The sequence below is a fragment of the Mangrovibacter phragmitis genome, assembly GCF_001655675.1.
Lineage (GTDB): Bacteria > Pseudomonadota > Gammaproteobacteria > Enterobacterales > Enterobacteriaceae > Mangrovibacter > Mangrovibacter phragmitis.
In genome coordinates, this window is the sequence record NZ_LYRP01000022.1 from 61377 (window position 1) to 78783 (window position 17407).

At 50.9% G+C, this 17407-nt stretch carries 19 protein-coding genes; 10 read left to right on the forward strand and 9 right to left on the reverse strand.

Going from position 1 to position 17407, the window contains the following annotated elements; translation table 11 throughout:
• Nucleotides 1-18 precede the first annotated feature (18 nt).
• Complete coding sequence (locus tag A9B99_RS13410; protein ID WP_064598263.1) at nucleotides 19-1653, forward strand: isovaleryl-CoA dehydrogenase; 1635 nt, start codon at nucleotides 19-21, stop codon at nucleotides 1651-1653.
• Here A9B99_RS13410 and A9B99_RS13415 read toward each other — a convergent pair.
• The 3 genes from A9B99_RS13415 to bsmA all read right to left on the reverse strand — a co-directional run bounded on the left by A9B99_RS13415 (nucleotide 1590) and on the right by bsmA (nucleotide 4660).
• Complete coding sequence (locus A9B99_RS13415) at nucleotides 1590-3587, reverse strand: methyl-accepting chemotaxis protein (protein ID WP_082917878.1); 1998 nt, start codon at nucleotides 3585-3587, stop codon at nucleotides 1590-1592. The genes A9B99_RS13410 and A9B99_RS13415 overlap by 64 nt on opposite strands.
• Before the next feature lie 332 nt (nucleotides 3588-3919).
• Entirely contained in the window at nucleotides 3920-4195 is a 276-nt protein-coding gene (locus A9B99_RS13420; RefSeq protein WP_082917885.1) for a YdgH/BhsA/McbA family protein, read from the reverse strand.
• Between the two features lie 153 nt (nucleotides 4196-4348).
• Nucleotides 4349-4660, reverse strand: a complete 312-nt coding sequence (bsmA, locus tag A9B99_RS13425; RefSeq protein WP_064598269.1) for a biofilm peroxide resistance protein BsmA — start codon at nucleotides 4658-4660, stop codon at nucleotides 4349-4351.
• Between the two features lie 225 nt (nucleotides 4661-4885).
• Between bsmA and yjfP the strand changes: the two genes are divergently transcribed.
• Nucleotides 4886-5611, forward strand: a complete 726-nt coding sequence (gene yjfP, locus A9B99_RS13430) for an esterase (protein WP_064598270.1) — start codon at nucleotides 4886-4888, stop codon at nucleotides 5609-5611.
• Here the strand turns inward: yjfP and A9B99_RS13435 are convergent.
• The gene (locus tag A9B99_RS13435) at nucleotides 5608-5838 is read right to left on the reverse strand and encodes a hypothetical protein (RefSeq protein ID WP_064598272.1); all 231 of its coding nucleotides are present in this window, start codon (nucleotides 5836-5838) and stop codon (nucleotides 5608-5610) included. The two genes, yjfP and A9B99_RS13435, sit on opposite strands and share 4 nt — an antisense overlap.
• Nucleotides 5839-6185: 347 nt before the next feature.
• On the opposite strand from A9B99_RS13435, the gene rpsF reads away from it, so the two are divergent.
• Genes rpsF through rplI form a run of 4 tightly spaced genes read left to right on the forward strand, consistent with a single transcriptional unit; the run spans nucleotide 6186 to nucleotide 7625 of the window.
• The gene (rpsF, locus tag A9B99_RS13440) at nucleotides 6186-6578 is read left to right on the forward strand and encodes a 30S ribosomal protein S6 (protein ID WP_036103112.1); all 393 of its coding nucleotides are present in this window, start codon (nucleotides 6186-6188) and stop codon (nucleotides 6576-6578) included.
• A gap of 6 nt (nucleotides 6579-6584) precedes the next feature.
• Nucleotides 6585-6899: a primosomal replication protein N gene (gene priB, locus A9B99_RS23330; protein WP_074388814.1), complete on the forward strand. Its 315-nt coding sequence runs from the start codon at nucleotides 6585-6587 to the stop codon at nucleotides 6897-6899.
• 4 nt (nucleotides 6900-6903) lie between these two features.
• Entirely contained in the window at nucleotides 6904-7131 is a 228-nt protein-coding gene (gene rpsR / locus A9B99_RS13445) for a 30S ribosomal protein S18 (RefSeq protein WP_000135199.1), read from the forward strand.
• Nucleotides 7132-7172: 41 nt separating this feature from the next.
• Entirely contained in the window at nucleotides 7173-7625 is a 453-nt protein-coding gene (rplI, locus tag A9B99_RS13450) for a 50S ribosomal protein L9 (RefSeq protein WP_064598274.1), read from the forward strand.
• A 124-nt stretch (nucleotides 7626-7749) separates the two neighbouring features.
• Here the strand turns inward: rplI and A9B99_RS13455 are convergent, their stop codons facing one another.
• Nucleotides 7750-8454 carry a LysM-like peptidoglycan-binding domain-containing protein gene (locus A9B99_RS13455; protein WP_064598276.1) on the reverse strand — a complete coding sequence of 235 codons (705 nt, stop codon included), beginning with the start codon at nucleotides 8452-8454 and terminating at the stop codon, nucleotides 7750-7752.
• 347 nt (nucleotides 8455-8801) lie between these two features.
• Between A9B99_RS13455 and fklB the strand changes: the two genes are divergently transcribed.
• Nucleotides 8802-9422, forward strand: a complete 621-nt coding sequence (fklB, locus tag A9B99_RS13460; protein WP_064598982.1) for an FKBP-type peptidyl-prolyl cis-trans isomerase — start codon at nucleotides 8802-8804, stop codon at nucleotides 9420-9422.
• A gap of 268 nt (nucleotides 9423-9690) precedes the next feature.
• Entirely contained in the window at nucleotides 9691-11097 is a 1407-nt protein-coding gene (gene cycA, locus A9B99_RS13465; RefSeq protein WP_064598278.1) for a D-serine/D-alanine/glycine transporter, read from the forward strand.
• Nucleotides 11098-11333: 236 nt separating this feature from the next.
• Here the strand turns inward: cycA and ytfE are convergent, their stop codons facing one another.
• Nucleotides 11334-11996: an iron-sulfur cluster repair protein YtfE gene (ytfE, locus tag A9B99_RS13470; protein ID WP_064598280.1), complete on the reverse strand. Its 663-nt coding sequence runs from the start codon at nucleotides 11994-11996 to the stop codon at nucleotides 11334-11336.
• Between the two features lie 207 nt (nucleotides 11997-12203).
• On the opposite strand from ytfE, the gene A9B99_RS13475 reads away from it, so the two are divergent.
• Nucleotides 12204-13868, forward strand: coding sequence for a methyl-accepting chemotaxis protein (locus A9B99_RS13475; protein WP_064598281.1), 1665 nt, complete (start codon nucleotides 12204-12206; stop codon nucleotides 13866-13868).
• Between the two features lie 38 nt (nucleotides 13869-13906).
• Here A9B99_RS13475 and A9B99_RS13480 read toward each other — a convergent pair whose 3' ends face one another.
• The 3 genes from A9B99_RS13480 to A9B99_RS13490 form a co-directional block, all read right to left on the reverse strand.
• The gene (locus A9B99_RS13480) at nucleotides 13907-14887 is read right to left on the reverse strand and encodes a DMT family transporter (protein WP_064598284.1); all 981 of its coding nucleotides are present in this window, start codon (nucleotides 14885-14887) and stop codon (nucleotides 13907-13909) included.
• Nucleotides 14888-14960: 73 nt separating this feature from the next.
• Nucleotides 14961-15788 (reverse strand): AraC family transcriptional regulator, encoded by an 828-nt coding sequence (locus A9B99_RS13485; RefSeq protein WP_064598285.1) that lies wholly within the window; start codon nucleotides 15786-15788, stop codon nucleotides 14961-14963.
• Nucleotides 15789-15902: 114 nt separating this feature from the next.
• The gene (locus A9B99_RS13490) at nucleotides 15903-16751 is read right to left on the reverse strand and encodes an SDR family oxidoreductase (RefSeq protein ID WP_064598287.1); all 849 of its coding nucleotides are present in this window, start codon (nucleotides 16749-16751) and stop codon (nucleotides 15903-15905) included.
• Nucleotides 16752-16850: 99 nt separating this feature from the next.
• Between A9B99_RS13490 and A9B99_RS13495 the strand changes: the two genes are divergently transcribed.
• The gene (locus tag A9B99_RS13495) at nucleotides 16851-17243 is read left to right on the forward strand and encodes a winged helix-turn-helix transcriptional regulator (protein WP_064598289.1); all 393 of its coding nucleotides are present in this window, start codon (nucleotides 16851-16853) and stop codon (nucleotides 17241-17243) included.
• Nucleotides 17244-17407: the final 164 nt, after the last annotated feature.

A 17407-nucleotide genomic window follows, 5' to 3' on the forward strand; every position in this document is an offset into this window, starting at 1 on the left:
CATAAAGGGAGACTAACCATGCGCTGGCAAACTCATACCGTTTTTAATCAACCTGCTCCACTGATTAACAGTAATTTATTCCTCTCTGATAGTGCATTGCGCGATGCCGTTATTCGCGAGGGTGCTGGCTGGGATGGCGAATTACTCGCCAGTATCGGACAGCAGCTTGGCTCGGCGGAGTCACTGGAACTGGGGCGGCTGGCAAATGCCAACCCACCAGAACTGCTTCGTTATGACCCGCGCGGAGAACGTATTGATGAAGTGCGTTTTCATCCTTCCTGGCATTTATTGATGCAGGGCCTGTTTGCTAACCGGGTACATAACCTTCCCTGGTTGAAAGACCCTCAGCCAGGTGCTTTTGTTGCGCGTGCCGCCCGTTTCATTCTTCATGCACAGGTTGAGGCAGGGACGTTATGCCCGGTAACTATGACCTTTGCCGCAACACCATTATTGCAACAGGCGTTGCCTGCAGAATTTCGCAACTGGCTGCCGTCATTGCTCACTGATCGTTATGATGCCCATCAGTTACCTGCGACACAGAAAAAAGGCCTGTTGATTGGTATGGGGATGACGGAAAAACAGGGTGGTTCTGATGTGATGAGCAACACCACCCGGGCAGACCCACAGACAGTACCTGGTTGTGGCATGCCTTACCGCCTGGTGGGGCATAAATGGTTTTTCTCTGTTCCGCAGAGTGATGCTCACCTGGTACTGGCTCAGGCGCGGGGTGGGCTGTCCTGCTTCTTTGTTCCCCGCCTGCTGCCTGATGGCGAGCGTAATGCCTTAAGCCTGGCACGCCTTAAAGATAAACTTGGCAACCGTTCTAACGCCAGCAGTGAAGCTGAACTGTTCGATGCCCATGGCTGGCTGATTGGTGAAGAAGGCGAGGGCGTTCGCCATATTTTACGCATGGGGGCGATGACGCGTTTTGACTGTGCACTGGGTAGTCATGGCCTGATGCGCAGGGCATTTGCCGTTGCGTTATACCATGCGCATCAACGCCAGGCGTTTGGTAAACATCTGGTGGATCAGCCGTTAATGCGCCAGGTTCTGGGGCGTATGGCATTACAGCTCGAAGGGCAGACAGCCTTTTTATTCCGCCTGGCGGGCGCGCTGGGGCAACGGGATGATGTCAATCAGCAATTATGGGCACGTTTGTTCACCCCGGCAGCAAAGTTCCATATCTGCAAGTCAGGCATACCTTTTGTGGCAGAAGCCATGGAGGTGCTGGGGGGTATTGGTTATTGTGAAGAAAATGAATTACCCCGTTTGTACCGGGAAATGCCGGTGAACAGTATCTGGGAAGGCTCCGGGAATATTATGTGTCTGGATGTGCTGCGTGTATTACAAAAACAGCCGGGAGTGGTGGGTTTACTGCAGGCGAATTTTGCTGAGGTGAAAGGGCAGAGCCGTCACTTTGACCGCACCTGGCGGCAATTACAGGCACACTTACGTAAACCTGACGAAGCATTCAGCCGCCAAATTACCAGCCAGTTGGTACACCTTGCCACTGGCGCTGAAATGTTGCGCCACCTGCCCCCACGTATTGCGGAAACATGGTGTCAGATGGCGCTGGACTCCCGAGGCGATCACTTAATTGATGAACCGGTACTCTCTGATATTCTGCTCAGGGCGACTGGTGGCGCAGGGTGATAGCTGTCTTTAACGTGAAAAAGTTTCACTAATTCGGCCAGGTGGTGGCCCTGGCTTCTCAGGCTGTGGGCCACTTTTTCCGTGCGGGCAATGTGCCGGGCATTAATGTGTGTGGACTCGCCAATTTGTGTCATCGCAATATTGACCTGGCTGATACCGGCAGACTGCTCCTGTGAGGCAGTACTGATGGTGGCAATCAGTTGGTTGATGTGCTCAATATGCCCGGTAATATCCTGCATCGACTGGCTGGTTTTTTGCGATAACACATGGCCTTCGCTCACTTTTTCCAGTGTATCTGCAATTAACTGGTCAATCTCTTTCACGGCGTTGGCACTGCGTGCTGCCAGTGCCCGGACTTCCTGGGCTACGACGGCAAACCCTTTGCCGTGTTCGCCAGCGCGAGCTGCTTCTACCGCCGCATTCAGCGCCAGAATATTGGTTTGAAAAGCAATTGACTCAATAACATGGGTGATATCCGCAATCCGCTGCGACGCTTCACGTATTGCATCCATAGTGGAGACTGCGTGTTTCACCGTCACCCCACCACTGTGAACAGCCAGGGTTGTCTCTTCGACTAACCCTTTTGCTGTTCCCATATTGTCGGCGTTCTGCGCCACGGTGGAGGCAAGTTGCCCCATACTGGCCGAGGTTTCCTCAACACTACTGGCCTGTTTGCTAATCTGTTCGCCAATTTCATCGCTGTCGGTCGCCAGAGTATCAGTGCTGTGGCTGATTTCTTCAGCTGTCTGGCGTACCTGCTGAACTATGGTATTCAGCCCATCGCCAATACCATTGATTCCTTGTATTAACTGACCGATTTCATCATGGCGTTGTGTATGGATAGCCTGACGCAAATCGCCACTGGCATATAACTGTGCCAGACCAATAACCTGTTGTAGCGGCTGGCTGACCCAGCGGCGTATCAGCCACGTAAAGCACAATGCAAAGAGTACAACCAGTATTGCACCGGCCACCAGAAAGCTATCACGCATCCGGGTAATATTACTCAGTAGCTGGCCTTTATTGACCTCAGACACAATCACCCATTTCCAGTCTGGCAATGTAGTCCAGACCAGTGCGGTATCCTCTCCGCCTGGCGAATGCCAGGTGGTTGACCCTGAAGGCTGGTTTAACACGGCGTTATTGATGTCTGCCGGCCAGCCGGGTGCTTTGCCTTCCCGGTTGGTATCAAATAAATATTTCCCCCAGCTCTTCCCGGGTGCATTGCTCAGAACATAGAACCGGCCGCTTTTCCCCAGGTGACGGGAAATAACTTTTTCGCGCATCAGTTGCCAGGCATTACTGATATCGACACCGACAAACAGCACGGCAATAGTCTGCCCACTGGCATCTTTAACTGGCTGATACTGGGTGATGTAACGTTTACCAAACAGCAGCGCGAGGCCACGATAGACTTCACCTTTGCTGACTTTGGCCCAGGACGGGCTGGTGCGGTCAAGCAGAGTACCCATTGCCCGGGAGCCGTCTTCTTTACGCAAAGATGTCGCGACCCGTACAAAGTCGTCGCCTGAGCGGACAAATAACGTGGAAATAGCGCCGCTGCGGGTCAGGAAGTCATCTGAGAACTGGTTATTCTCATGCAGGGGGATATCACCACCTTTAAGTAGCGGCACTTTGTGCCCACTTATCTCTACCATTTGCCGAGGGTCAACAGTGAGAGGCTGTGGTAAGAAACTGGAAAATAATTGTGTGAAGCTGGCTACTTCACTGTTGAGGCTACTATTAAACATCTGCGCGGTGTCATGAATCCCTGTGACCTGCGCTTTCATGTCTTGTAATGCTTGTTGTTCCAGTTGTTGGCTGGCCAGGCGCCCAAGAAACATCGTAAAAATAAAAAACAGTACTGCGACGCTAACGGCTGTCATTACTGACAAGCGAGCACCTAATCCCCAGTATTTAAATGAAGTCATCATATCGCTGCCGTATTTTGTGTTTTGCCATCATTAACGGCAGTGGTTTGAATAATATTTATACACAATATGTAAATATATGTTTCAATCAAACTTGATATGGATCATTGACTGTTGAAATTTAGGGTAATTAATTTCTTGCCAGCCACTTAATAATTTCATGGTGCTGCCATAAATTGGATTACGAATTATTGGTTAATTTAGGTAAATAAGAATATTTATTGATAACGGGTGGCATAGGGTAAATGAACGCTCTGCGCTTTTCGTGGGGAATAAGCAAAATAAGCCACCCGCAGGTGGCTTAACGGTAAAAAAGGCGACACAGGTAGATAGCGTTACGAGTAAATAATGGCTTCCACATGCCAGGTATCTTTACGAGGCGTTTCTTCCATATTCACAATACGGTAGACGGAAGCACCCTTTTCATCCGCGCTTAATGCAACCAGCCGTTCGATCTCCTGAGGGCTGCCAGTGACGTCTTTAAACGACAGAATGCCCATTTCATTAAATGCCGTCACCCGATCAGCATGTACATCCTCAGCCGACCTTGCACTGGTACTGACCAGCCCTGCGGACAAAAGTAGAGAGGTTAATGCCAGTGATCGCTTCATAATTGCCCGCTCCATATCAGATGATCTGAAAAAAATTTACAGGTCATTTCCTTGTTATTCAGCATGCAGCGTCCCTTGCGACAAGCTGTATTGTGTCAGGCGGAAAATAAAGTCGTGCAATTCAGTGTAAAGTCGTTAAAACCTGTTTAAGCATCAGGGTTTACGGTAAAGAATTGCGCTAGCCCGGCGTACACCAGGAACCATATAATCGTTAATAAACAAGATCATATAATAATCAGCCTTTTCCCTGGTCGCGCGCTGTTTGATTGCTTCTTCCGCATCTACCGGGCCACCGCGAGTGGTGACACTGATCATCCCCATTCTCACCAGCCCTTCTGTCTGGTTACGCTGGATTTCCTGGGGCCAGGCTGCTACAGCAGGAGCCGGGCGGGGAGTTGTCCAGTTGGTACTGCAACCCGCCAGTACCAGGCATAAGCAAAGCGGAAGAAAACGGCGTATAGACATTTTATTTTCCTGACAAGTTGATTTTAGTGTTTGAGATAAATCTGGTAAGCCAAAAATTCATTTTCTGTTACCTGAAACGTGAATTCGCAGGATATATCACTAAAAAGCGTAATCCGTGTCTCACACTGACATTTGGGATTTTTGGGTAACCAGGCACCGCGCTGGCCTGCCTGTATATATAAGGGTATAGAATAGAGCGACATCAACACAAAATGCGAACGTTAAATGACAGAAATAGAAACCACGAATCTGGCCGGTTTTGAGGTCTTGCATGCTACCCCTGCTGGCAAGAGCCACCAGCCTTTACCGACAATTATTTTCTGGCATGGTTATACTTCCTCGAAGCTGGTGTACAGCTACTTTGCTGTTGCGCTGGCACAGGCGGGTTTTCGGGTGATTATGCCAGATGCACCGGAACACGGCGCGCGTTTTCATGGTGACGAAGCAAGGCGGTTGCAGCATTTCTGGCAAATCCTTTATGGGAACATTCAGGAATACCCGCTGTTGCGTGATGCCATTAATGATAAAAAGTGGTTGGCCGAAGGGCGGTTGGGGATCGCGGGGGCATCAATGGGGGCTATGACGGCATTAGCGGTGGCCGGGCATTATCCTGAAGTGCGCTGCACTGCGAGCCTGATGGGCTCAGGGTTTTATCATGCGCTTTCTCAATCGTTGTTCCCGCCACCGGCACATCGGGATGCAGTGCTGGCTCCGTTGGCAGACTATGAAGTAACACAATGCCTTGAGTTGCTTGCTCGCCGGCCATTAATGCTCTGGCATGGTGAAGATGATGACCTGGTTCCTGTCGCAGAATCAAAGCGTTTGTGGCAGTTACTGCAACAACAGCATCTGGATAGTAATGTGGTTTGCTACTGGGAATCAGGAGTAAAACACCGGATTACGCCTTATGCGCTGGATTCAACCTGCGCCTTTTTCAGCCAGTCACTTTAATGTGGATTAACGCCGTTGATGGGTACGGCCTGGCTCGATAGCTGAGGCTGTCTTTGCAGCCCTGGCGCAAACTGGGGCATCGTTTCGCCTCGGTGGTTAATATAAATGACACCCGTACTCATCACGTCATCCATATTATGGCTGGGGTCAGGCTGCGTGTTGATGGCTGCAACAGCAGGGAGCGATAACAACATGCCCGTTATCAGGGCTATCATTTTGGTTCTCATCGTGGTCTCCTCAACGGTCTTTTTATTGCAGGGTGGCTCTCCTTTCTTCTAAGGGGTCTATGTAACGTATTGTACTGCCTGCACTCTGTGCAGAAAGCGAACATTTCTGATAAACGTATTCAAAAAAATTCAGTCATCCTCTGTTTGTAACTGTAGTTCGCGCGGCAACACTGTTTTGGCGCTGTGTGCGTTTCCTCAGCGATTTATTTCTGTATTCCGCTTGTTATTAGCGCTCAACTTCCATAGAATGACGCGTCATTTTTCAGCCGTCTTAACACACGTTCCTTGCTTCCATGGGCTACGGCTGACCCTGACAGGAGGCTGAATAATCCGTAAGGAGCAATTCGATGCGTCATTACGAAATCGTTTTTATGGTCCATCCTGACCAGAGCGAACAGGTTCCGGGCATGATCGAGCGTTACACTGGTGCTATCACTGGTGCAGAAGGCACGATCCACCGTCTGGAAGACTGGGGCCGCCGTCAGCTGGCTTACCCGATCAACAAACTGCACAAAGCACACTACGTTCTGATGAATGTTGAAGCACCGCAGGAAGTTATCGATGAGCTGGAAACAAACTTCCGCTTCAACGATGCCGTTATCCGTAGCATGGTTATGCGTACCAAACACGCTGTAACTGAAGCTTCTCCGATGGTTAAAGCGAAAGACGAACGTCGTGAACGTCGCGATGATTTCGCTAACGAAGCCACAGAGAATGCTGCTGGGGATTCTGAAGAGTAATCGCTGATGGCTAACCGTCTGTTGTTGTCCGGCACTGTGTGCAGGGCACCTCTCAGAAAGGTCAGCCCGTCAGGAATTCCTCACTGCCAGTTCGTGCTTGAGCACCGTTCAGTGCAGGAGGAAGCCGGGTTTAACCGGCAGGCGTGGTGCAGAATGCCAGTGATTATTAGCGGGCAGGCTCATCAGGCCATTACTCACAGTATAACGGTCGGCACGCAACTCACCGTTCAGGGCTTTATTAGCTGCCATCAGGCGCGAAATGGTCTGAGTAAAGTGGTTCTGCATGCCGAGCAGATTGAATTGATAGATTCTGGAGACTAGCCAAATGGCACGTTATTTCCGTCGTCGCAAGTTCTGCCGTTTCACCGCGGAAGGCGTTCAAGAGATCGACTATAAAGATATCGCTACGCTGAAAAACTACATCACCGAAAGCGGTAAAATTGTCCCGAGCCGTATCACCGGTACTCGTGCAAAATACCAGCGTCAGCTGGCCCGTGCTATCAAGCGCGCGCGCTACCTGTCTCTGCTGCCGTACACTGATCGTCATCAGTAATCGGCCACGGTCAACCAATACGACTTTGAGAGGATAAGGTAATGCAAGTTATTCTGCTTGATAAAGTAGCAAACCTGGGTAGCCTGGGTGATCAGGTTAATGTTAAATCTGGTTACGCACGTAACTTCCTGGTACCGGCTGGTAAAGCTGTTCCGGCAACCAAGAAAAACATTGAGTTTTTCGAAGCTCGTCGTGCTGAACTGGAAGCTAAACTGGCTGAAACGCTGGCTGCCGCTGAAGCCCGTGCAGAGAAAATCAATGCACTGGGCGTAGTTACCATCGCTTCTAAAGCGGGTGACGAAGGTAAACTGTTTGGTTCCATCGGTACTCGTGACATCGCTGACGCTGTAACTGCAGCTGGCGTTGAAGTTGCGAAAAGCGAAGTTCGCCTGCCGAACGGCGTTCTGCGTACCACTGGTGACCATGAAGTTCACTTCCAGGTACACAGCGAAGTGTTTGCACAACTGAATGTAAACATCGTTGCTGAAGCGTAATTTACGCTGATGTACGCTAAAACGCCGGCTTATGCCGGCGTTTTGCTTTGTGATTATTGCCTGTTTACTGCCATTATTAACCACGCTGTTATTGCGCACCTGCCAGTAGGGTTTACCCGTTAGTTTAGCGCGCCCGAATAAAACTCCCGTTACTCTCGCGCGTAAAAAGTACCTGACGGTTTTCACTGTCATTGACAATCAACCCCGTGACAACCCCGTTACCATTTACTCTGACCTTTACTTCCTGGCCGCTTTGCAGTGAACTCAGCGGTTTATCCGGGCCTTCGACGTTCGCCATCGCATACACATCAGTGGGGGGCAGGTTATGATCGCGGAACAGTTGTGCCAGTGTTTTCCCCGGCTCTACTCGCCAGGTATGCCATTGTGCCTGGCCTGTGGCACTGTTGGTTGTATTGGCGGTGTTACTGGTTGTTGTAGTGCGCCTTTCCTGAGGTGCCCGCCCGGCTGCCTCAGATTCGTTATCTGGCTGAATACTCTCTTCTGGTGAGCGCAATGCCGGTGAAGTTTGCACCGGTTGTGGCTCGTTGTAACGCGGTGGCGTGGTTACAACTGGCTGGCTGGTAGAAGGAACAGTGCTTTGCCCCCCTGATGTGACAGGCGTATTGACGGGGAGGTTCAGTGGTGTTTCCCTGGAGACCGGGGTTACAGGCGTATTGTCAGTGGGCAACAATACCCCAATAACAACCAGCACAATACCTATAATGATGCCCCGGCGGTGCAGGGTGGGTAACGGATCCATTAACCGGAAATCATCTGGTGCATGCCAGACCCGGTGAATCATGGCTTTTAATGCAAACTGGCCCGGCATGTCGCCTCCTGGTCCATCGTTAATGGATACGGTGTGGTGGCCTGAATATCCATTATCCTGTATTACGAATGAAAGTATCCACCCACTGTCAGCCTGATATTATCCGCCGAAATTCCTTTCAGACAATCGCTGAATGCTTCCTGAGAGTATAGTTTGCTAACTGTTTGATGCGAGTGGAATAGTACGCAATCATGATAATTATCGCATCAGCCAATTATTGAGGTTCAAGGCAGACATTTACCCTGTTCCCTTTTACCTCATGGGCTCTGGCTGTTATGCTGCCGGGGCGTCTGGCGGGTTCGCCAGACATCTATGAAGATGAACAAACCCTCAGTAAAGGAAAATTCATGACGACCCCTTCTTTTGACAGTGTTGAAGCGCAGGCAAGTTACGGTATTGGTCTGCAGGTTGGTCAACAACTGCGTGACTCCGGGCTGGAAGGTTTACTGCCTGAAGCGTTACTTGCTGGCCTGTGTGATGCGCTGGAAGGCAACCCACCTTCTGTACCGGTTGATGTCGTACACCGCGCGTTGCGTGAAGTTCACGAGCGTGCCGAAGCCGTACGCCGCGAACGCCAGCAGGAAATGGCGGCGGAAGGGCAAAAATACCTGGAAGAAAACCGCCACCGCGAAGGTGTCAACATCACTGAATCAGGTTTACAGTTCCGTGTACTGACCCAGGGTGAAGGCCCGATTCCTTCCCGTAAAGACCAGGTGCGTGTTCATTATACCGGTAAACTGATTGACGGTACCGTGTTCGACAGCTCAGTGGCGCGCGGTGAACCCGCTGAGTTTCCGGTTAGCGGCGTGATTGCAGGCTGGATTGAAGCGCTAACGCTGATGCCTGTCGGTTCTAAATGGGAACTGAGCATTCCACATAACCTGGCATATGGTGAGCGTGGTGCTGGTGCATCTATCCCTCCGTTCAGCACTCTTGTTTTTGAAGTCGAATTGCTGGAAATCCTGTAATCCGCCTTCCGGCCCCGCTACGGCGGGGTTGTTTCAGCTTCCTTTTATTCCCCACGATTTTATCTTGCAAAAAACGCTATTGCGCGTATTTTTGTGAGGCGCTCCGCGTATTAATAAATATAAACCACACTCTAATAACAAATATTTAACCTATCCGCTAACTTCTCAGGTTATCCCCGGCAGTGAGTCAACCGGGGTACACGCGTTGTTATTGATTAAGTAATTACTGACAGGCCGCAGAGCCTGAAATGACAGACAGGAAAATACTATGGTAGACCAGGTCAAGGTGGCCGAAGCGGTGGAAACACCGCAGGAACAAACCCTTCAGCGACATCTCTCAAACCGACATATTCAGTTAATTGCCATTGGTGGTGCCATTGGCACTGGCTTATTTATGGGGTCGGGCAAAACGATAAGCCTCGCAGGGCCATCCATTATATTTGTGTACATGGTTATCGGCTTTATGTTGTTCTTCGTGATGCGGGCAATGGGCGAATTGCTATTGTCGAATCTCGAGTACAAGTCATTCAGTGATTTTGCCGCAGACTTATTGGGCCCCTGGGCGGGGTATTTTACCGGCTGGACCTACTGGTTTTGCTGGGTGGTAACCGGTATTGCCGATGTGGTTGCCATTTCTGCATATGCGCAATTCTGGTTCCCCGGGTTATCGGAATGGGTGGCATCGCTGGCAGTGGTGATTGTACTGCTGTCCCTGAACCTGGCAACGGTAAAAATGTTTGGTGAAATGGAGTTCTGGTTCGCCATGATAAAAATCGTTGCGATTATTGCCCTGATTGTGGTTGGTGCAGTAATGGTGTTTACCGGATTTACTTCACCTTCGGGCGTGACCGCATCGTTCAGCCACCTGTGGGCTGATGGTGGCTGGTTTCCTAAAGGGATAAGTGGTTTCTTTGCCGGTTTCCAGATAGCTGTGTTCGCCTTTGTGGGGATTGAACTGGTGGGAACAACTGCTGCGGAAACGCATAACCCGGAAAAATCATTACCCAGAGCAATCAACTCTATTCCTGTGCGGATAATCATGTTTTATGTTTTTGCCCTGATCATGATTATGTCTGTTACACCCTGGCGCTCGGTTGTGCCGTCAAAAAGCCCGTTTGTTGAGCTGTTTATGCTGGTTGGGTTGCCCGCAGCGGCCAGCCTTATCAACTTTGTAGTGCTGACATCGGCGGCATCTTCCGCCAACAGTGGGGTATTCTCGACCAGCCGCATGCTATATGGCCTGGCACAGGATGGCGTCGCGCCTGCTCGTTTCGCCCGCCTGTCACGTCGCGCGGTTCCGGCTTCAGGGCTATTGTTTTCCTGCCTGTGTCTATTGGGCGGTGTGGTACTGATTTACCTGATCCCGGATGTGATGACGGTATTCACTATGGTCACGACGGTTTCTGCCATTCTGTTTATGTTTGTCTGGAGCATCATTTTGTGTTCTTACCTGGTGTACCGCAGACAGCGACCGGAACTGCATGCGAAATCGCAGTATAAGATGCCACTGGGCATTGTCATGTGTTGGGTCTGCCTGGCGTTTTTTGTGTTTGTGTTGGGGCTTTTGACACTACAGGCGGATACGCGCCAGGCACTCATGGTGACACCACTATGGTTTGTGATACTGGCGATTGGTTGGCAAGTAACCGGGAAAAAACGCCTCGCGCGGGTTTAACAGGGTTCAGCGTTTCACTCCAGTAAACGAAGGCACCTGCGGCTGCCTTTAGATTGATGAAAAAGAAGGGAAAATCGTGGTTTTCCCTTCTTTTTAGTTAGCAGCCGAAAATCAATGAATTGATTTTCCTGGTTTTTTATTCGGTGACATCCTCTCGTTCTGTACGGATATGAGATTTGTCACCCGTCTCAGGCACCTGCGGGTGCCTTTTGTATGGCAGCAAACAGAGCCGGGTATTACTCGCCCGCAAGTGCGCGCGGGAACAAATTGTTATTTTCCAGGCTAATGTGACTCATCAGGTCATCAATCAGCTCATTAACTCCGTTATACAGTGCCTTCCAGGTAGTACAGGCTTCCAGGGGGGGCACCACATTGTTTGTGACATGTTTGATAACTTCCAGCAGTTCACCCGCTTCGCTATGCTCATGCTCCATCACGTTAATTGGCCCTGCACATTCTGCCCCGCGCCCTTGTTTGATTAATGGAAACAACACGCGTTCTTCTTTGAGCATATGCTGGCTGAGTTCGTCATTGAGCATTGTCAGATACTTTGCAAGACCCGCTGGAACCGATGGCTTGCTGGCATGTACCCGCTCGACTTTCTCAGCCTGCGCAATCAGTTCAGGTAACTGTTCCCGGTGCCTGTCATGGTAACGCACCAGAATATGGTCGATGATGTCGCTAAGTGGTTCACCTGCCCATGACTGTGTATGCGGCTGCGTAGACAGCACAGTCAACTCTGCCTCTATTGCCTGTAAATCCAGCCCCTTACGTTCTGCTGCCCGCTGCAGGGTTTGCCTGCCACCACAACAAAAATCAAGATCATAGCGGCGGAATAACGCGCAAGCGCGTGGAATGGTTAATGCCAGTTCACCTAATGCCTGTTCCCGAAAAGCCATAACATCACCTCACTCAGTTAGCCTATAAGATGCATTTTAAATACATCTTATAGGCTGTGTCCAGTGTGAGATTTGGTTATGGGAAAAGGGTAAACCTTTGAATATCGCATAACGCAATTTTTCGTGGGAAATAAAGCATTAAATTTGTGAGCCATGTTGCCGATATTGTTTGCAGGCTACTCATTTATGAAGACGTGAAGGTTAATAATGTTTAAAAGAATCAAGGTAGTAACATTGCTTATTGCCGTGCTTGCTGTACTGGGCGCGATGCAATTAGTTTCTGCAGCTTTTTTTATGAAGGCATTAAACAACGACAAACAGAATTTCTCGCTTGCGCAAATCTCTAACCAGAATGTTTATGAAATGACCGATGCCTGGATTAGCCTGAACCAGGCCCGGGTTACGCTGAACCGCGGTATGTTACGGTTGCAGAGCAGTATGGCAAACACTATCAACGCCACAGACCTCAACAGTCTGATAAATAAAAGCAACAGTCTGCTGAAAGAGGCCGATGCCCATTTCCAGAATTACAAAAAATTGCCTAATACCCCTGGCCTTGATGAACAACTGACGGCTTCACTGGAAGCGGAATACGCTCATTACTCCACGACACTGAGCGCCATGACCACGATGCTGGGAAAAGGTGACCTGGAAGGCATGTATGCGCAAAAAGTTGAGCAAAAACAAGTGGCCATGCAGAAAGTCTACAAAGCCTGGCGCCAGGAGCAGGCTAAACTCAGCAGTGAAGGGGCAAACGAAAACAATTCAGATTATGCACGGATGATGTGGATTCTGGGGAGCGTCATGGTGATTGTCATTGCTGTTATTATTGCCAGTTGGTTCTTTCTCAAACGTGTATTACTTCAGCCACTGCATGAAGTCATGGAACACATTATGGCTATTGCCAGTGGAGATCTGACCCGGCGTATCCTGAGCGAAGGGCGTAGTGAGATGAGCCGTCTTGCTGGCAGTTTGCACCAAATGCAGCAGGCGTTGATTCAAACTGTCAGTTCCGTGCGCAGTAGTACCGATACGATTTTTATTGGTGTCAGCGAAATCGCAGCCGGCAGTAATGATCTGTCAGCCCGGACAGAACAACAGGCAGCCTCGCTGGAAGAAACCGCATCAAGCATGGAACAGCTTACCGCAACAGTAAAACAGAATGCTGACAATGCCCGCCAGGCAACACAGTTGGCGCGTAATGCTTCTGATACCGCACGTAAAGGCGGGGATGTGGTGAACAATGTCGTGAAAACCATGGATGAAATCGCCAGCAGTTCCAGCCAGATTGCGCAGATAACCAATGTGATTGATGGTATTGCGTTCCAGACTAATATTCTGGCGCTGAATGCCGCTGTCGAAGCTGCCCGTGCTGGTGAGCAAGGGCGGGGGTTTGCTGTGGTGGCCGGTGAAGTACGCACCCTGGCCCAACGCAGTGCACAGGCGGCAAAAGAAATAAAAACCTTAATTGAAAACTCTGGTGAGCGGGTGCAGACCGGCAGTGATCTGGTGCGTGAAGCTGGGGACACCATGCGTGAAATCGTGGGTGCCGTAACTCGGGTCACAGATATTATGGGCGAAATCTCTTCTGCCTCTGACGAACAAAGCCACGGTATTGACCAGGTCAGTCTGGCGGTTTCTGAAATGGATAACGTCACCCAGCAAAACGCTTCGCTGGTAGAAGAGTCTGCAGCAGCAGTCAGTGCCCTTGAACAGCAGGCAGCCCAACTCAACCAGGTGGTTGCTGTATTCAAACTGCACAACAGCCAGCCGGTGACTGTAGCGACAAAACCTCAGATTGCCGCCGTGGCGGCACCGAAGCTGAGCGTGCAACCGTCTCCGGCCGCAGAAAATAATTGGGAAGCCTTTTAAACGGTGATTATCCTGATGCCGCAGACCGTGGCATCAGGTTATTTCTCCAGCGTGACTGGTGTTGCGATATTTTCTGGTACCGGTGGCACCGGTTTGCTGCGTACCGCCATCACCACGCCCAGCACCAGAAATGCAATGCCACTCAGAGTGACCAGGGGCGGAATGCTGTGGCGCATTAAAAATGTGTACAGCAGGCCAGAAAGTGTTTCAAACACAATCAATGGCCCGAGCACCACGGTAGGTAACCGCTGGCTTGCCTGATTCCAGCACAGGGCACCAACCCAGGAACACAGCACCGCAATTGTCACCATCAGCACAATAAATACATCCGGACGCGGGCCAAAAGGGAGCGGGAACAGAGGGGTCACGGCTGATACCCACAGGCAAACAGCCGCATAACCAGCCAGAGATACAGGCAGTGTCACCAGAGCCTGCGCTGTTGCCCACATAAGCGGGTGGTGCGCCGGGTTCTCTTTCAGCCAGCGCGCATTGTGCAGTGCGTACCAGGTCCAGCAACCTACCGACACCAGTGCCAGCAGAATACCGCTCAGATAACGCCATAGCGTAAAGTGAGGTAACCCCTGGGAAAGCTCGGCAATATTTACACAGATTAACCCGGCCAGTGTGCAGGCCAGTGCCGGCGCCATCCGCCGCCAGGGCAATTTACCATCGCGTTTACTGTAAAGCAGGTTGGCAAAAACAGGGATAACCACCGGTAGTGTACCGATAATCATGGTCGTTATGGGCGCGCTGGTACGCTGAATGGCGCTGGCAAGGCAGACGTAATAAATCAGGTTCCCCATCATAGTCAGCTGCAAAGCTGCCCACCAGTCGCGTGATGTGAGCTTACGCAACTGCTTACGCCCGGCCCAGGCGAGAGGGAGAGCAATAATCCCCAACGCCAGATAACGCCCCATCGACTGCAATGCAGCCGGGTATTCCGGCACAATTAATGGGCCAACAAAAATCAGCCCCCACATCAGCCCGGCAACTAATGCGTAAAGTACGCCCGCAAACATGCACTCTCCTTTGTTCAGTCTGCGGTTACTCTGCCTGACAGCATTCAATGAAATATTGTATCAGATTGCGCTTTTAGCGGGCCAACACCTGGCGTTGATAACGCACAGGGGTCAGACCATAGCGCTGGCTAAACGTCCGGGTAAGGTGGGACTGGTCAGTAAGGCCTGTCGCACTGGCGACTTCTGCTGCAGGCATGCCTTGTGCCAGAAACAGTTTGGCGCGCCACAGGCGAATCGCCATCAGCATCTGGTGTGGTGTGACATGATATTGCGCTTTGAACTGGCGCAGAAAGTGGTAAGGGCTGAGTGCCGCCACCTGGGCAAGTTCTCCCAGCGTGACGGGGTGCATATAGTTATCATGCAGGTAGTGGCGTACCTGGTCGAAGCGCGGGGCGTTCATCGAACCCGGTAAACGACCATGACTGGCATAAGGCCGGATAGTGTCAATCAGGTCAAGCAACAGGCTTTGTTGTGCGAGTGGGGTTTCGGCCGACCACAATGCGCCTATCAGCCTGCCAGTTTGTGCCGCGCGCAAGGCATCACAACGCTCTACATCGTTAAACCACCATTGATCAATACCTGTGATTTCCGCCAGCTGCGCGGGTTCAAGGTAGATCATACGGTAACGCCAGCCATCGGGAGTTTCGGCCTCGCCGGTATGCAGCTCGTCCGGATTCATAGTGACCAGTGAGTTTACGGCGGCAACATAATGTGTTCCCCGGTAACGAAAGCGTTCAGCTCCGGCTTCAATGGTGCCAATACCAAAGGCTTCATGAGTATGGGGTTCGAAGGCGTAACGGGAGATATGTGCGTGATATAACTCGACACCGGGAAGGGCAGAAAACTGACGGAAACTGGCGGTGTCCCGCTCATCCGTAAAATGGTCTGGTACGCCCTGCACAGTTAACCTCGTTATATATCGCTGAAAAACAATGACCAGTGAACAATCCACTTGCGCCGCAGGGGATACCTGCGGCAGTAGTTATTCTCACAGTATATAACCGTAATTTAACATTTACAGCGCGTTTTTTAAGCTGGTCAGTAAGGATGTTGTTGGGTGACCGGTTAATGTGCTGATTTGGTGGGTATCATCAAACAGCCCACCTTTTGACGCACCAGTATCGGAATCTGCCAGAATTGCCGCAAAAGGCCCTGGCAGGCCAGCACCTTCCAGTAATGCCGCATAGTCTGCTTCGCACATGTTCTGGTAAGCCACCTGTTTGCCACTGGTATCGCTGAGAAGTTGCGCCAGTTCAGACAGCGTCCAGGCTTCATCGCCAGCCAGTTCGTATATTTTTCCGGCCTGGTTTTCCAGACTCAGAACCTGGGCTGCCGCTTCGGCGTAATCTTTACGGCTGGCAGAGGCAATTTTGCCTTCTCCGGCGCAACCCGGAATTACCCCGTGAGCCAGTGCCGCAGGGACACTCGCCATATAGTTTTCGGTATACCAGCCATTGCGCAACAGAACATGAGGCAGGCCAGAATCGGCCAGCATTTGCTCCGTCTCCCGGTGTTCTTGCGCCAGTTGTAGTGGCGAGGTGTCGGCATGCAACAGGCTGGTGTACGCCAGCAACCCTACTCCGGTTTGCACAGCCGCTTCAATCACATTGCGGTGTTGTGCGGCACGCTGTCCCACTTCGCTGGAGGAAATTAGCAGTAATTTTTCGACACCCACTAACGCAGTGCGCAGTGCGTCTTTGTCACTGTAATCGGCAACCCGCACATGAATCCCTTTTTCCGCCAGGCTTTGTGCCTTGCTCTGGTTACGCACAATAGCAACCAGTGATTCGGGGGGATGTTTTTTCAGCAACGCGGTTATCACTTCGTGGCCTAACTGCCCTGTCGCACCAGTAATTGCAATCATGATAAGTCTCCTGGTTTTTCATACTGAGTTTGTGTCTGTTGCTGAAGCATAGCAACTGTGCTAACTTTTAGTAAGTACGTACAAAAAGGTAAGTGTGAAATGGCAGATGTGAAACTTAAAACAGGCTCGCTCAGTGAACAGTTACGCGAAGGTAATTTATTTGCGGAAAAATGCCCTTCGCGGGAAGTGCTTAAGCATGTCACCAGCCGTTGGGGCGTGTTAATTCTGGTTGCCTTGCGGGATGGTACGCACCGTTTCAGCGACTTACGGCGCAGGATTGGCGGGGTGAGTGAAAAAATGCTGGCACAAACACTGCAATGGCTGGAGGGCGATGGCTTTATCCATCGCCGTGCATTGCCGGTTATTCCTCCGCATGTTGAATACAGTCTGACTCCGATGGGCGAGGAAGTGAGCGACAAAGTGTCTGCGCTGGCCGACTGGATAGAACAAAACCTGCCTGATGTATTATCTTCCCGGCAGGCGCGCCAGTAGCGCCTCAGTGCCATGAACTGCACAGGCATCTCATTGCGGGCTGTGCCAGGCTTATGCTTTATATGGCTGTTGTTTACGGATTGCCACCAATGCGGCCGTAGTCTGTGGACGCATAATGCGGTATAAACAACATCATGTAAAAACAAGGTATTACAGCGCCAGAA

What these genes read in the sequence shown, in the direction of transcription:
- rpsF (WP_036103112.1), top strand. Translation starts at nt 6,186, where the DNA reads ATGCGTCATTACGAAATCGTTTTTATGGTCCATCCTGACCAGAGCGAA.
- A9B99_RS13480 (WP_064598284.1), bottom strand. Translation starts at nt 14,887, where the DNA reads ATGTTTGCGGGCGTACTTTACGCATTAGTTGCCGGGCTGATGTGGGGG.
- A9B99_RS13410 (WP_064598263.1), top strand. Translation starts at nt 19, where the DNA reads ATGCGCTGGCAAACTCATACCGTTTTTAATCAACCTGCTCCACTGATT.
- A9B99_RS13495 (WP_064598289.1), top strand. Translation starts at nt 16,851, where the DNA reads ATGGCAGATGTGAAACTTAAAACAGGCTCGCTCAGTGAACAGTTACGC.
- A9B99_RS13420 (WP_082917885.1), bottom strand. Translation starts at nt 4,195, where the DNA reads ATGAAGCGATCACTGGCATTAACCTCTCTACTTTTGTCCGCAGGGCTG.
- rpsR (WP_000135199.1), top strand. Translation starts at nt 6,904, where the DNA reads ATGGCACGTTATTTCCGTCGTCGCAAGTTCTGCCGTTTCACCGCGGAA.
- A9B99_RS13435 (WP_064598272.1), bottom strand. Translation starts at nt 5,838, where the DNA reads ATGAGAACCAAAATGATAGCCCTGATAACGGGCATGTTGTTATCGCTC.
- fklB (WP_064598982.1), top strand. Translation starts at nt 8,802, where the DNA reads ATGACGACCCCTTCTTTTGACAGTGTTGAAGCGCAGGCAAGTTACGGT.
- yjfP (WP_064598270.1), top strand. Translation starts at nt 4,886, where the DNA reads ATGACAGAAATAGAAACCACGAATCTGGCCGGTTTTGAGGTCTTGCAT.
- priB (WP_074388814.1), top strand. Translation starts at nt 6,585, where the DNA reads ATGGCTAACCGTCTGTTGTTGTCCGGCACTGTGTGCAGGGCACCTCTC.
- rplI (WP_064598274.1), top strand. Translation starts at nt 7,173, where the DNA reads ATGCAAGTTATTCTGCTTGATAAAGTAGCAAACCTGGGTAGCCTGGGT.
- cycA (WP_064598278.1), top strand. Translation starts at nt 9,691, where the DNA reads ATGGTAGACCAGGTCAAGGTGGCCGAAGCGGTGGAAACACCGCAGGAA.
- bsmA (WP_064598269.1), bottom strand. Translation starts at nt 4,660, where the DNA reads ATGTCTATACGCCGTTTTCTTCCGCTTTGCTTATGCCTGGTACTGGCG.
- A9B99_RS13455 (WP_064598276.1), bottom strand. Translation starts at nt 8,454, where the DNA reads ATGCCGGGCCAGTTTGCATTAAAAGCCATGATTCACCGGGTCTGGCAT.
- A9B99_RS13475 (WP_064598281.1), top strand. Translation starts at nt 12,204, where the DNA reads ATGTTTAAAAGAATCAAGGTAGTAACATTGCTTATTGCCGTGCTTGCT.
- ytfE (WP_064598280.1), bottom strand. Translation starts at nt 11,996, where the DNA reads ATGGCTTTTCGGGAACAGGCATTAGGTGAACTGGCATTAACCATTCCA.
- A9B99_RS13415 (WP_082917878.1), bottom strand. Translation starts at nt 3,587, where the DNA reads ATGATGACTTCATTTAAATACTGGGGATTAGGTGCTCGCTTGTCAGTA.
- A9B99_RS13490 (WP_064598287.1), bottom strand. Translation starts at nt 16,751, where the DNA reads ATGATTGCAATTACTGGTGCGACAGGGCAGTTAGGCCACGAAGTGATA.